The organism is Streptomyces sp. NPDC043812 (genome assembly GCF_056436245.1).
The window spans coordinates 62,249-75,383 of sequence record NZ_JBWKCY010000034.1 but is presented as its reverse complement, the minus strand read 5'-3'; the positions used below and the strand labels follow the sequence as shown (position 1 = coordinate 75,383).

The 13,135-nt window shown below is 68.8% G+C and carries 14 protein-coding genes; 7 read left to right on the top strand and 7 right to left on the bottom strand.

Translation table 11 applies throughout. The annotated features are described in order from the left end of the window. Positions 1–28 precede the first annotated feature (28 nt). Positions 29–334 carry a hypothetical protein gene (locus AC067Z_RS34325; protein WP_478793554.1) on the top strand — a complete coding sequence of 102 codons (306 nt, stop codon included), beginning with the start codon at positions 29–31 and terminating at the stop codon, positions 332–334. Positions 335–1,051: 717 nt separating this feature from the next. Here the strand turns inward: AC067Z_RS34325 and AC067Z_RS34320 are convergent. From AC067Z_RS34320 to AC067Z_RS34290, 7 genes are all read right to left on the bottom strand, one after another. Then, complete coding sequence (locus tag AC067Z_RS34320; protein WP_478793553.1) at positions 1,052–1,555, bottom strand: ATP-binding protein; 504 nt, start codon at positions 1,553–1,555, stop codon at positions 1,052–1,054. A gap of 267 nt (positions 1,556–1,822) precedes the next feature. Continuing rightward, positions 1,823–2,815 (bottom strand): hypothetical protein, encoded by a 993-nt coding sequence (locus AC067Z_RS34315; protein ID WP_478793552.1) that lies wholly within the window; start codon positions 2,813–2,815, stop codon positions 1,823–1,825. A 100-nt stretch (positions 2,816–2,915) separates the two neighbouring features. After that, positions 2,916–3,839, bottom strand: coding sequence for an ROK family protein (locus tag AC067Z_RS34310; protein WP_478793551.1), 924 nt, complete (start codon positions 3,837–3,839; stop codon positions 2,916–2,918). Beyond that, a complete protein-coding gene (nagB, locus tag AC067Z_RS34305) occupies positions 3,839–4,618 on the bottom strand; it encodes a glucosamine-6-phosphate deaminase (protein WP_478793550.1) in 780 nt (259 codons plus the stop codon). Before nagB ends, AC067Z_RS34310 begins: the two co-directional genes overlap by 1 nt. Position 4,619: 1 nt before the next feature. Then, positions 4,620–6,293, bottom strand: coding sequence for a phosphoenolpyruvate--protein phosphotransferase (gene ptsP, locus AC067Z_RS34300; protein WP_478793549.1), 1,674 nt, complete (start codon positions 6,291–6,293; stop codon positions 4,620–4,622). Further along, positions 6,290–6,556 (bottom strand): HPr family phosphocarrier protein, encoded by a 267-nt coding sequence (locus tag AC067Z_RS34295; protein WP_478793548.1) that lies wholly within the window; start codon positions 6,554–6,556, stop codon positions 6,290–6,292. The genes ptsP and AC067Z_RS34295 overlap by 4 nt, the downstream gene beginning before the upstream one ends. A gap of 39 nt (positions 6,557–6,595) precedes the next feature. After that, positions 6,596–7,831 (bottom strand): PTS transporter subunit EIIC, encoded by a 1,236-nt coding sequence (locus AC067Z_RS34290; RefSeq protein WP_478793547.1) that lies wholly within the window; start codon positions 7,829–7,831, stop codon positions 6,596–6,598. A 311-nt stretch (positions 7,832–8,142) separates the two neighbouring features. Here AC067Z_RS34290 and AC067Z_RS34285 point away from each other — a divergent pair, with 311 nt between their 5' ends. From AC067Z_RS34285 to AC067Z_RS34260, 6 genes are all read left to right on the top strand, one after another. Further along, positions 8,143–8,868, top strand: a complete 726-nt coding sequence (locus tag AC067Z_RS34285; RefSeq protein ID WP_478793546.1) for a GntR family transcriptional regulator — start codon at positions 8,143–8,145, stop codon at positions 8,866–8,868. A gap of 163 nt (positions 8,869–9,031) precedes the next feature. Continuing rightward, positions 9,032–9,262 carry a PTS sugar transporter subunit IIB gene (locus AC067Z_RS34280; RefSeq protein WP_328405211.1) on the top strand — a complete coding sequence of 77 codons (231 nt, stop codon included), beginning with the start codon at positions 9,032–9,034 and terminating at the stop codon, positions 9,260–9,262. Beyond that, the gene (locus tag AC067Z_RS34275) at positions 9,259–9,723 is read left to right on the top strand and encodes a PTS sugar transporter subunit IIA (RefSeq protein ID WP_478793545.1); all 465 of its coding nucleotides are present in this window, start codon (positions 9,259–9,261) and stop codon (positions 9,721–9,723) included. Before AC067Z_RS34280 ends, AC067Z_RS34275 begins: the two co-directional genes overlap by 4 nt. Then, a complete protein-coding gene (locus AC067Z_RS34270; RefSeq protein ID WP_478793544.1) occupies positions 9,708–10,466 on the top strand; it encodes an HAD family hydrolase in 759 nt (252 codons plus the stop codon). Before AC067Z_RS34275 ends, AC067Z_RS34270 begins: the two co-directional genes overlap by 16 nt. Further along, positions 10,463–11,485, top strand: coding sequence for a Gfo/Idh/MocA family protein (locus AC067Z_RS34265; protein WP_478793543.1), 1,023 nt, complete (start codon positions 10,463–10,465; stop codon positions 11,483–11,485). Before AC067Z_RS34270 ends, AC067Z_RS34265 begins: the two co-directional genes overlap by 4 nt. Then, positions 11,482–12,504, top strand: a complete 1,023-nt coding sequence (locus tag AC067Z_RS34260; RefSeq protein WP_478793542.1) for a Gfo/Idh/MocA family protein — start codon at positions 11,482–11,484, stop codon at positions 12,502–12,504. Before AC067Z_RS34265 ends, AC067Z_RS34260 begins: the two co-directional genes overlap by 4 nt. Positions 12,505–13,135 lie beyond the last annotated feature (631 nt).

Sequence of the window (13,135 nt, the reverse complement as noted above, 5' to 3'; positions counted from 1 at the left end):
GACCCGGCAACCGAAGGGGAAGGTTGATATGCCACCCCGACAGCCTCCCACCCACACGGCCACCACACCCACCAAACTTACGAAAAGATCAGTAGTCCGCTGGCCGGCGCTCGTCGTCTCCTGGGCGGGCATCGCGATGGTGGGAGCGGGCGTTCTCGGCTTCGGCGCCCGCGCGGCGGGCCTGGCACCGAGCCTGGGCGCCGTCCCTCCCCACATGCCCACCGCGCTCGCGGCATTGCTTGTCGGAGCCGTGTGGGTGACGGCCTGGACCATCGCCGCGGTCTCCGCCACGCGCAGCAGCCGCAGGCGGTGCGCCGCCGGCGCCAATCTGTGAGGTTCTGAGTCACCAGTCGGCGCAACGGCTTGGCAGCGAACCATCAACTGCGGAATCGACTTTGGACTTCGGCAGCACCCGGGCCCCCTCATCGTGCAGAGCACAACCATGGCCCCGAAGCAGTCTCCAGGTGCTCTCAAATCTCAGCGACATCACTCTTCCGTGGAAGAGGGTGCTCTCGCGGCTGAGCTACAGGCGCTCTCATAACTCGCTGACAAAGCCACGGCGGTGCATTGCGCGTGTGCGCAGCAGTGGTGGGTGCCGATTCCCGTGGTGCTTTCGAGGACCAGGGCGCGATTCGTCTCTCCCTTCCTCGCCATCGACCGGCCGGCGGGGTGAGGTACCGGGTGTGACCAGGCGTGGCGCGTCGCAGGGTCAACGCACCACGCACGCACCGGCAACGCACCACGAAATCCGCGCCTCAACCGTGGCCTCTGCGGGCTCTGGTGGTGCGCGAACCGGTGCGTGGCATGCGGCTCCATAGAGGCGATCCCAACTCGCCTCGAACCCCCTGGAGCCCCGTCAGGCCTCGTACCCCACGCAGTCCAGCCCCTTCGCCCCACCCCGACAGCGGCACGGCAATTCGGCAGCTTTTCTCGGGCTTGGAGGCCTGCATGGACGCCACAGCGGTACTCGCATGGGCACCATGGCTACGCCTTACCCGACCGGCCGTCGGGAACAGGGATCGGCGCCACTCTCGCAAGGCCGGCAGCGTGCTCATCGGGGGTGCAGCTCTGCCCAGCGGGTGGCCCCGCCTGCGTGCGTAACCGTGCCGTAGCGAATCGCCATGGCGGCCACGATCTGCATGCCACGACCATGCTCCCCTTGCTCGTCGGCTCTGGGCGGTGGATCGGGTTGCGGACCGCCGTCAGTGACTTCGATTCGCAGGACTTGTCGCTGGATGCAGCACACTCGCAGAGCAGTCGGTGGCAGGGCGTGGAGTACCGCGTTGGTGACGAGCTCGGAGATGATGAGGAGAGCGTCGTCGCGTGCCGCAGGCGACAGTTTCAGGTCGGTAAGGAATTCCTTCGCAAGGCGTCGCAGCCGGCTGACGTCCCGGGCACCGGCACTTACCAGTGCGAGGTGGGGGTCGTGCGGGTCGCCTGCCGCGTTCCCGTGACTCTCGCAGAAGAGCTGGTCGGTCCTTGTGGCCCTGCAATCCGGGTCCAGTGCGAGCAGTTCGACCGGCCCTACTGGTTCAGGGGGTGCTTGAGCAGTCATCACAACCTCGGGTTTCCGCGGATGCGACGAGCGGTCGTCGCGGCCGCCGAGCGATGGCCCGTAAAACTGGTAATTACCAGATATGACCAGTTTGGGACCGCAGTGGCGGAGTTGTCAATTTCGATTTCGCGGAAATCGGCCCGAGTCTTGTGCGCAATTCGTGGCGGAGCGGGCACGTCGCTGCCGATCCCGTTGCGCCTTGCGGCAGCACCGTGGCCGGACTTCCCGGGAGGGACGTTGCGGTCTTCCGGGGCTGCGTATGCCGAGTCACCGTGGTGAGCGCCCGTTTCTGGCCCTGAACGCCCGAGAGTGCCATTCCTGGACCTCTTTCAGGGGGGCGCCGTCCAGTTCCCAGGGCCAGGAGGCGGCGACCGCTGCGGTTGCCTCGAAGACCGGCCATGCTTCCTGCAGGCGTGCGGCTTTCGTCAGCACGTAGGCGAGAAGGTTCAGGTCGAGAAGGGCTGCTGCATGCCTGAGAAAGCCGGGCTGCGTCCAGCTGGCCAGGGCATCGTCGACGAGGACGCGTTCGTGGGGCTGATCCCAGTGTCGGCGTGCGGCGAGTGCCGTGATGCCTCCTGCCGACAGAGCCCTTCGGTACCGGCTCAGGCCGGCGGTGAGGCCTACGGCTGCTACGGCAGAGCCCGCGGGAGCGGAGACAGCGACTGAGTCGGTGAACTGAACGGTCAGAACATGGGACCCGCACTCCTCCGGGGAGACGTACTGCAGCATCTGCCGGTGAGCTTCCCGGTTCCATGGATCGCGCGATTTCACGGCGTTCCATATGGGCTGCACTTGGGCCCCGGGCGCCCGCACCAGGCGGTAGTAGCTCAGCAGGGCCACCCATGGGGCAGGGTCCTCAGGTGCCAGTTCAGCGGCATCCCTGCACAGGGCGATCGTGGTGCTGAGATCGCTGGTGGGGCCGCCTGAACGGGCCTGGGCGATGCCGGCGAGGGCCTGCAGGAGCATGGCGTCGGCACTGGCGGGATTCCAGGTGCGCCAGTGGCCGGCCAGGACGTGCGCTTCGGGGAGGGTGCTGAAAACGAGCAGGCGGTGCATCCGCCGGTCCCAGTCCTTTCCCGGGTCGCGCAGTGCCTGCTCTATCGGATAGGTGAGGGCGCCGCGGTCGTTGCATTCGGCCAAGTTGTTGCCCTGGGCCGCTATCTGGGCTTCCAGATGTGTCAGGGCGCGGGCGAGTGGCTCGTCGTCGAGCTCGGGCTGCAGCCTCCGGGGAGGTCGGTGGCTGCGTTTTCGGGGCCACACGGGTGACGTGCTCCTTTCATGCGGGGCGTGGGGCACAGCTGCGATGTCGTCACTGCCGGAACTGGCGGTCGCACCGGGCGGGACCGGCCGCGGGCGGCGCTCAGCATGTGCTCCGTAGGAATGAGCGTGCGCCTGCAGCCTCGGCGGCCTGTAGAGCCGCGCCGAGGAGCCCCGCGTCCGCGCCCAGCGGCGAGATGTCGACCGCGGGGGCGGTGCGCCAGGCGAGTCCGCTCTGCAGGGAGTGCCGGACGGGCTCCGCGAGCGCATCCCCGGCAGCGGTCATGCCGCCGGCCAGGACGATGCGCTGCGGGTCCAGCAGGACTGTCGCGGTGACGAGCGCTCTTCCCAGAGCGTCGGTTCCCTCGGCCCAGAGCCGTGCGGCCTCGGGATCGGTGTCCCTTTGTGCGGTGATGTCGGCGGCGTTGTCGGCGGTGCCTCCGGTGCGGCGGTAGCGGCGGACCAGGGCGCCGGCCCCTGCGTATGCCTCTACGCAACCGTGTTGACCGCAGGCGCAGAGCTCACCGTCGGGGTGGACGGGGATGTGGCCGAATTCCCCGGCGAAGCCGTGGGCACCCTCCACGAGTTGTCCGTTGCTGACGATCCCTGCGGCGATGCCGGTGCCGAGTACGACGACGAGCAGGTCCTGTACGTCGGCGCCGAGTCCGAGCCGCTGCTCGGCGAGGCAGGCTGCCCGCACATCGTGTTCGAGTGTGACGGGGATACGGAGCCTGTCGGCGGCCGCTGCGGCAAGGGGGGTGTCGCGCAGTCCCAGATTCGCGGCGTACCGGACGACACCGGCGCGGGCGTCGATGAGCCCTGGGGCGCACAGGCCGACGGCTGCGGTACGGGCACGCACGAGAGCAGTGGCCGCCCGCACGACCGCCGCGACCACCGCTTGGGGCCCTTCGCTGGACGGGGTAGCCAGCCGGAGGGTCTCCTCGGTCACCCCTTGCGCGTCGAACCGCGCGGCTTTGATGGTGGTGCCGCCGAGATCGACGGCGACCACATCGGCGGGGCGGCTCATCAGTACCCCTGACCGGCGGGCTTGCAGCGGGCGACCTCGCGGTAGTAGGGCTGTTGTTCCAGTCGGGCTGCGGCAAGCTCGTCCACGACCACCGTGACATGCGGATGCAACTGAAGGACGGAAGCGGGGCACATCGCGCTGACGGGTCCTTCGACGGCGGCGGCCACCGCGTTGGACTTGTGCGGGCCGGTGGCGATCAGTACGAGGTGGGATGCCGCGCCGATCGTGGCCAGCCCTTGGGTGATGACATGCCGGGGTACCTCGTCGATTCCGCCGAAGAAGCGTGCGTTGTCGCGACGGGTGGCGTCGGTGAGGGTCTTGATCCGGGTGCATGAGACGAGGGAGGAGCCCGGCTCGTTGAATCCGATATGGCCGTTGACGCCGATCCCGAGGATCTGCACGCCGACCGGGCCCGCTGCCGTGAGGGTGCGCTCGAAGCGGCGGGCCTCCTGCCGTGGGTCCGATGCCGTTCCCTGGGGGGCGTGGACCCGGGCGGGATCGAGGTCGACGTGGTCGGCCAGTTCGCGGCGTATCACCTCGAGGAAGGACTGCGGGTGGGCGGGTCGGAGCCCTACGTACTCGTCGAGCAGGAAGGCGTCGACGCCGGCGAAGCTGAGGGCCTCGTGACGGTGGCGGCGGATCAGGTCGCGGTAGATGCCCAGGGGTGAGGAACCCGTGGCCAGCCCCAGGGTCCTGGTACCTGCGACGATCGCGCGGTGGATGATGCCGGCGACGGTGCGGCCTGCGTCGTCGGCGTCGGGGCGGATCACCACCTCCACGTCAGGCCTCCTGCCGTTCACTCGCTGCTCCGAGGACGGTGCCACTCATCCGCCGTGCTGTGCGGGGTTCCCCGGCGCAGAGCGCACTCGCGGCAAGCTCTTTGCACTCGTGCAACGTGAGCCGGGCGAGTGCATCGCGCACGGCGGCAACAGCCGGGGTGGCCATGGAGAGGCTGCTCACGCCCAGCCCGGCCAGGACGGGGGCGAGGTGCGGGTCGGCGGCCGCTTCACCGCAGACACCGACGGGGCGGCCGAGCGCCCTTGCGGCGCTGCACACCTGGGAGATGAGGGTGAGAAGGGCCGGCTGCCAGGGGTCCAGAAGGTGGGCGAGGGTGTGGGCCGTGCGGTCTGCGGCGAGGGTGTACTGAGCCAGGTCGTTGGTGCCGATACTGGCGAAGTCGACGTGCCGCAGCAGCTCGTGCGCGAGAAGGGCTGCCGACGGTACTTCGATCATGATGCCGACGGTCTGTACTCCGTGGCCGCGGGAAAGGTCGGCGAACTGTGCGGCTTCCTGCACGGTGGAGACCATGGGTGCCATGACCTTCATCTGCACGCCGGTCTTTTGCTGTGCCGCCACGAGTGCCTTGAGCTGGGTTTCGAGGATGCCGGGCTCGATCGTCGAGGTGCGCAGGCCCCGGACGCCCAGGGCCGGGTTGTCCTCGGCAGGAAGCCGCAGGAAGGGCAGGGGCTTGTCGGAGCCGGCGTCCAGGGTGCGGACGGTCACGGCGCGGCCCGTGAAGGCCGTGAAGACCTGGGTGTAGGCGTGGATCTGCTCGTCGACGGTGGGCGCCTCGCGGCGGTCCAGGAAGAGGAATTCGGTACGGAACAGGCCCACGCCTTCGTTGTCGGCCCTGGCTGCCCGGGAGGCATCGCGGGGCGTGCCGATGTTGGCGAGGAGCGCGACGGGGTGCTGGTCCGCGGTGCGTCCGGGGCCGTGTGTACGAGGCTGCTGCCGGGAGCGCGCGTGTTCCAGCGCTTGCTGCCGGCGTTCGGACGAGGGGTGTGCTTCGACGGTACCGGCTTCGCCGTCGAGGATGACGGGAGTGCCGTCGGACAAAGTGGCGGCTTCACAGCAGCCCACGACGGCGGGTAGTCCCAGGCTGCGCGCGAGGATGGCTGTGTGACTGGTCGGGCCTCCCCTTTCGGTGAGCAGCCCCACCGCTTCGCTGTCGGCCAGGCCCGCGGTGTCGGCCGGGGAGAGGTCTTCGGCGGCCAGGATGAAGGGGTGGCCCGGTCGTGGGATGCCGGGCATGGGCACACCCAGCAGGAGCGCGACGGCGCGGTTGCGTATGTCGCGGAGGTCGGTGGCTCGTTCGGCCATGTAGCCGCCGAGGCTCTCCAGTTGACTGCAGTAGCCGTCGACGGCGAGGGAGAGGCTGTGTGCGGTGGGCATGCCCTGGCCGATGTGGTCGGCGGCGGCCCGGACCAGGGCGGGGTCGCCGGCCATGGCGGCGCCTGCCTCCAGGATGGCGCCGGTCGTTCCGCTCGCCTCGATCGCGGCCAGCTGTTCGGCGACCTGGGCCAAGGCCTGCCGCACACGCTGCACTTCGTGCTCAAGGTCGTCACCCGGGGGCCCGCAGGGGTCGGTGATGACCGGCGGCGTCATACGGATCAAAGGTGCCGACGCCAGTCCCGGGCTGACGCCGTAGCCGGTCATCGTGGTGGAGGCGCTCACGCGTCGAGCTCCTTGCTCAGCAGGACTGCCAGCTCTTCCAGCACAGCTTCCGCGCCGTCACCCTCTGCGGTCAGGGTGACCTGGTCGCCGTAAGCTGCGCCGAGCGTCATGACGCCCAGCATGCTGTCGGCGGCCACCGGGGGCTTGCCGGCGACAGCCACGGTCACGCGGACCGTTTTGTGGGCGGCGGCCTGGACGAATGTGGCGGCGGGGCGGGCGTGCAGGCCGCTGCGTGAGCCGAGGATGACGACGCGCTGTGCCATGGACGGTTCCTTTCGACGGGTGGTTCGGGGACGTGGCGGTCAGACCGCGGGTTCGGGACGGCGCTCCTCGGCTGCGTCCGGGTTTTCTTCCTCACGGCCTGGGGTGCGCAGGTTCCAGCGGCGGATGACGAAACGGAACAGGACGTAGTAGAGGGCGGCGTAGGCCAGGCCGATCGGGATGAGCAGGAGGGGGTTCGTGGCCTTGCCCCAGTTGAGGACGTAGTCGATGAGTCCGGAGGAGAAGGTGAATCCGTGGTGGATGTCGAGGGCGTTGGCCAGGGCGAGGGAGGTGCCGGTCAGCACGGCGTGCACGAGGTAGAGGGGCCAGGCGACAAAGAGGAAGGAGAACTCGATCGGCTCGGTGATGCCGGTGAGGAAGCTGGTGAGTCCGGCCGAGAGCATGATGCCGCCGACGGCTTTGCGGTGCTCGGGGCGGGCTTCGCGCCAGATGGCCAGGGCTGCGGCCGGGAGGGCGAACATCATGATCGGGAAGAAGCCGGTCATGAAGATGCCGGCTTCGGGGTCGCCTGCGAAGAAGCGGTTCAGGTCGCCGTGTGCACCGTTGTAGTCGCCGATGATGAACCACACGACGGAGTTGAGGATGTGGTGCAGTCCAAGGGGGATGAGCAGCTTGTTCGCGGTTCCGTAGATGCCGCCGCCGACGATGCTGTTCTCGTCGACGGCCTCGCCGACGGCGGTGAGGCCGTTGTTGAACAACGGGTAGACCAGGCTCATCAGGACGCCGACGACGAGTGCGGTCACCGCGGTGAGGATGGGGACGAGTCTGCGTCCGCTGAAGAAGCCCAGATAGGGCGGGAGTGCGGTGCGATAGAAGCGCTGCCACAGCAGCGCCGAGAGCAGCCCGATGACGATGCCGCCCAGGACACCGAAGTTGACCAGCGCCTGCTCCCCGGCCAGGTCCTTCTGACCTTCCAGGACGACCGGTGACATGGCCTTGAAAACGCCTTCCAGCACGAGATATCCCACCACCGCGGCCAGTGCGGTGGAGCCGTCGGCCTTCTTCGCGAATCCGATGGCGATGCCGACGGCGAAGATCAGCGGCAGATGTGTGAAGAGCGCTCCACCGGCGGCGGAGATGACGTGTGCGGTGTCCTGCAGTGCGGGGAAGCGGCCCAGGACGTCGTCCTGCCCCAGCCGCAGCAGCAGGCCTGCTGCGGGGAGCGTGGCGATCGGCAGCATCAGGCTGCGGCCGAGTTTCTGCAGGCCTGCCAGGCCCGGGCGGCGGCCGGTGGATGGGGAGGTGCTGGTGCTCATGACGACCTCGAAGGTGTGCAGGAGGGGCGGGAGAGCAAAGACGAGCCGGGCGGGGACACAGCCCGGGACGGCTTCCAGAGAAGCCAGTGGACAGGACCGGTACTATCTGGTCATGACCAGTTGACCCTCAATATGGTCCCGTCGCCACACAGGTGTCAATGCCTGTGGCGCCAGACGTGAGGAAAACCCTCACCCGCAGGCCGCCACCAACCCCCGGGGAGCCATCCCGCCTCCGGCGAAAAGATGCGTGATGCATACTGGTCATAACCAGTGGGGTCGCAGTACACCCCCGGACCGAGATTGGGGCCGCAGTGACCGCACAGCAGATTGCCGCCAAGGGCATGGTGCCCAAACACGCACAGCTCCGCGCGATCCTGGTCGACATGTGCACCAACCAGCTCTCTCCGGGCGACGCGCTGCCCAGCGAGCGCCAACTGTGCCTCGACCACGGAGTCAGCCGCGTGACGGTACGCGAGGCGCTCGGCCAGCTCGTGGCCGACGGCCTGGCGGTCCGCGTCCACGGGCGCGGGACGTTCGTGGCCGAGCGGGCGCACCGCTCAGAACTCCGCCTGGCCTCGTTCCACGAGGACATGCGCCGCCTGGGCCTGGAGCCGGGCACCGTGGTGCTGTCCATCAACCAGGACGCCCCGCCTCCCGCCACCGCCAGCGCGCTACAGATGAACGAGAAGCAGCAGGCATGGCATGTACGCCGCCTGCGCCTGGCCGACGGAACCCCCATCTGCGTCGAGGACGCGTGGTACAGCGCCGACCTCCTGCCGGAGCTGGACAGCGTGGACTTCACGATCTCGGTCTACGACACCCTTGCCTCGCGCTTCGGCCACCCCATCGACCGCGCGGAGCAGACGGTCGGGGCCGGGCCGGCCTCCTCGGAGACCGCCGCACTGCTGGGCATCCGCCCAGGCACCTCCATCATGACCTTCGACCGCATCGCCTACAGCGGCGACCAGCCCATCGAGCACGCCTATTCGTGGTTCCGCGCCGACCGCTACCGGCTGCACATGACCCTGACCGACTAGTGACAGAGCCGCCCCGGGAACCCCGGGACGGAGGCCGACAGACTTGACATGGACATGACTTTCCATCATTGCGTGCGGCACGGGAGTGGGGTACCTTGTGGTCATGACTGGTAATGACCAGTAGCCACTGACTCGCAACGTGATCCATTCGGAGGGGGCACCCATGTCCAAAGCGCAGCTGATCGTCGAGGGGCTCGGCGGGGCCGGCAACATCGCCGATATCGAGGCCTGCATCACCAGGCTCCGCACCGAGGTGAACGACACAGGCGCCGTCGACGTCGATGCCCTCAAAAAGGCAGGAGCTCTCGGGGTGCTGGTTTCGGCCGGCGTCGTGCAGGTCGTCGTCGGCGCCGAGGCGGACGCTCTGGCCGAGGACATCAAGGAGATCCTGTGAGCCTCGCCGTATACGCCCCGCTGACCGGTGATCTTGCAGCACTCGGCAAGGTGCCCGACCCGGCCTTCGCAGCTCAGATGCTCGGCTCAGGACTGGCGATCGAACCTTCCCAGGAGCTCGGGCTCCTCGATGTCGCGGCACCCGTCGCCGGCGTAGTGGCCAAAGCGCACCCGCATGCGTTCGTGATCAAAACCCGCTGCGGCACAGGTGTGCTGGTGCACGTGGGCATCGACACCGTTCGACTGAACCGAGAGGGCTTCCGCACACATGCGACCGAAGGAGAGCACGTCGAGGTAGGCCATGCCATGCTCACCTTCGACCCCGCCGTGGTCCGAGCGCATGGCCTGTCCGCGATATGCCCTGTCGTCGTGCTCGACAGCCGGCCCGGCTCGTCGCAGCCGCCCGCCGTCACCGGCCCGATCCGCGCAGGCGCACTCTTGTTCAGTTGGACCGCGTCGTGACGGGCGTGCGCAGCGGCCTGCGAAAAGGGCTCGCCGGCACGGCCTGCAAGGCAGTCCTGATGGATCTGGACGGGACGTTGGTGCTCAGTGAGGACGTGCACCGGCGTGCCTGGCAGGCGTTCTTCGACTCATGGGGAGTGAAGGTCACCGGAGCCGAGTACGAGCAGCACTACATGGGGCGACGCCCCGCTGACGTCATCACGGGCGTGCCAGGACCTTGGATTGGGACGGACGCGGTCGCCGCGCTTGCCACCATGACCGCCTTCACACTGGATCACGCCGACAGCGTTCAGGTGGTGCCCGGCGCCACCGAGCTCATCCGGCAGCTGCGCACGAAGTACCTCCTGTCCGTGGTCACCAGCGCCGGAGCCCAGTGGGCCCGGCACATCCTCGAGAACGTCCTCGACGTGCGCGGCCTGGTCGACGTCGTCGTCACCTCCGAGGACATCACCTGCGGCAAGCCGTCCCCGGAGGGCTACCTGAGGGCCTGCGCTGCCCTGCGGGTCCGGCCTGAACAGTGCCTCGCCTTCGAGGACTCGCCCTCGGGGGTCCGGGCGCTTGTCGCTGCGGGGGTACGCGACATCGTCGGTGTCACAACGACCGCCACCGCGGCCGACCTCACCCGCGCCGGAGCGCGCTGGGCCGTTCCCGATCTCACCCCCCGCAGCATGCAGCGCATACGCGGCTCCATCAGTACGAGGACAGGGGCCCCGGCAAGCAGTGACACGGAGGCCGAAGCGTGAACAGACTCGACGTGGCCGTGATCGGTGCCGGCTTCATCGCACGCACCCACCTGCCCGCATGGATCGCCCTCGGGGCACGGGTGCGCATTTTCTCGACTGACGGCCAAGCCGCCCAGCTCGCCGAAGAGTTCGCTGCCACCGAGGCTTCCACCTTGGACGAGGCGCTGGAGTGGGCCACGGTCGTCGACATCTGCACTCCCACCACCACCCACCGCGACATCTCCCTGGCCGCCTTCGAGGCGGGAGCGGACGTACTGTGCGAGAAACCCCTGGCGCTCGCCCCAGCTGACGCCATGGAGATGGCGTATGCCGCACAGAAGGCAGGCCGTCAGCTGTACCCCGGACACGTCGTCCGGTTCTTCCCCGCCTACGTACGGCTCCGCCACGCCCTCAACTCCGGTGCGCTGGGGCGTGTCGCGGTGGCCCGCTTCACCCGCACCGGCCGCTATCCGACATGGAGCCCCTGGTTCGCCGACCCCACACTCTCCGGAGGCATCGTCACCGACCAGATGCTCCACGACATGGACATCGCCAGGTGGCTGTTCGGAGAGGTGGTCAGCATCCACGCCACCCAGCGCGGACACCTCAACGCCCAGGCGCCCGAGGGCCCCGTGGCCACCGGCAGCGCCACCCTCACCCACGCATCCGGCGTCATCACCCAGGTTCTGGGCGTATGGGGCCCACCTGCCACCCCCTTCCGCTACACCTTCCATGTCGCCGGCTCCAACGGCACCCTCACCCACGACTCCCTCGCCCACCCGTCTCTGCGCCTGGTCGGGCAGGGGGGCACCGAAGCGGACGGTGTACCCACCGGCGACTTCGGTGAAGACCCGTTCACCACCCAGATCCGCGAGTTCGCAGCCGCCTTCAAGGGCGGGCCCGCCCCAAGGGTCGACGCATCGGACGGGGTGGCGGCCGTACGACTCGCCGCTGCCGCCCGCCAGTCCGTAGCAACCGGCCTGGCCGTTGCAGTCGAAGGCTCGTGTCAGCAAGAACCCGTGGAAGGAAACCGCCCATGAAGGTCGCCGTCCTGTCCTTCGCACACGTCCACGCCGCAACCTACATCGAGCTGCTGCGCGACCGCACAGACATCGAACTCCTCACCACCGACCCCGATGCCCCGCCCGGCGACCCGGCCCGCGGCAAGACCCTGGCCGATCAACTCGCCGTCTCCTACCGGGCAGGGTACGAAGAGGTCTTCGCAGAGCGCCCCCAGGCGGTCATCGTCACCAGCGAGAACGCCCGGCACCGGCAGCTCGTCGAACAGGCCGCCGCGGCCGGCGCACACATCCTGTGCGAAAAGCCCCTGGCCATCACGGAAGAAGACGCACAAGCCATGATCGACGCCTGCGAGCAGGCCGGCGTCAGCCTCATGACCGCCTACCCCGTACGCTTCCACCCGGCGTTCACGGCACTGCGGCACACCCTTGCCGATGGCACCCTCGGATCCCTCCTCAGTGTTCACGGCACCAACAACTCCAGCCCCCCGAGCCTGGAACGGCGCTGGTTCGCCGACCCCGCTCTGTCCGGAGGCGGCGCGATCATGGACCACACCGTCCACATCGCAGACCTCCTCGACGTCCTCCTCGACGGCGAACAGCCCACCCAGGTCTACGCAGTCGCCAACAGCCACCTCACCCCTGACGGCACCGACGAACCAGCTGTGGAGTCAGCCGGCCTGCTCACCCTCACCTACGCCAACGGGCTCGTCGCCACCATCGACTGCAGCTGGAGCCACCCGTCCTCCCACCCCACCTGGGGAGGCCTCACCCTCACCTGCGTCGGCGAACGCGCCCTGGCCGAGTTCGACGCCTTCCCACCACTGCTCACCGGCTACGACACCACCCAGGCCACCCCTCGCTGGGAACCCGCCGCCACCGACCTCAACGCCGCCATGCTCGACAGCTTCCTCACCGCCGCCCGCACCGGCCAACGAGCCCACCCCGACGGACACACCGGACTACGCACCCTGCAAACCGCCCTCGCCGCCTACCAATCACTCCACACCGGCCAACCCACCACCATCACACCAACCTGACCGGTCCACGAAGGACCGCCACCCCCCACCGTCCAAGCCGGCAGCGCATGTCCCCACATGCTGGCGCGCCGACCACTACAACCACCTCGCAAACCAGCAGTCACCACACCCACAGGACAAGGAAGCTCAACCATTGATGTACGGCATGCCCCCGCTGCCAGCGCGGCAGGCCCGGGTGACGGCGCAGAGCCAGGCGGCGGGTCGGTGGCGCTGCTCCACACGCTGACGAACCCTCGCGCCGCACCAAGGAAACGCCCCTCCCCCGCCGCACCAAGCAAGCACTCAGCGGGGCGCTGGCTGGCCCAGGGCGCACCTCGCCTCATTGCTCGAATTCAAGCCAGCACAGCCCTGCCCAGTGGCTGGATTTGGTGCCGTGCTGTGCGGCAGGTTCCCCCAGATCAGGGGCGATCCCACGGCGTCCCTCCCGGCCTCCCCACGGGAGGGCCGACACCTGCGGTCCCGTCATCGCGGCCCCACGCCCCCATTCGTGCGCCGAGTTCACGGCTGGCCACAGGCCTCACCACCCGTTCCGCAGCCAGGCATCGCAGCGCCCGAGCGCGGCTGATGTCCGGCCCAGGTACGCAGCTCCTCGAGGGCCGACCGCCCATCACCAAAACCTCCCCGGTTCACG

Bases quoted from the DNA above. Each gene is read 5' to 3' on its own strand.
- AC067Z_RS34260 (WP_478793542.1), top strand. From the start codon at position 11,482: ATGAAGGTCGCCGTCCTGTCCTTCGCACACGTCCACGCCGCAACCTAC.
- AC067Z_RS34280 (WP_328405211.1), top strand. From the start codon at position 9,032: ATGTCCAAAGCGCAGCTGATCGTCGAGGGGCTCGGCGGGGCCGGCAAC.
- AC067Z_RS34290 (WP_478793547.1), bottom strand. From the start codon at position 7,831: ATGAGCACCAGCACCTCCCCATCCACCGGCCGCCGCCCGGGCCTGGCA.
- AC067Z_RS34325 (WP_478793554.1), top strand. From the start codon at position 29: ATGCCACCCCGACAGCCTCCCACCCACACGGCCACCACACCCACCAAA.
- AC067Z_RS34310 (WP_478793551.1), bottom strand. From the start codon at position 3,839: ATGAGCCGCCCCGCCGATGTGGTCGCCGTCGATCTCGGCGGCACCACC.
- AC067Z_RS34295 (WP_478793548.1), bottom strand. From the start codon at position 6,556: ATGGCACAGCGCGTCGTCATCCTCGGCTCACGCAGCGGCCTGCACGCC.
- AC067Z_RS34320 (WP_478793553.1), bottom strand. From the start codon at position 1,555: ATGACTGCTCAAGCACCCCCTGAACCAGTAGGGCCGGTCGAACTGCTC.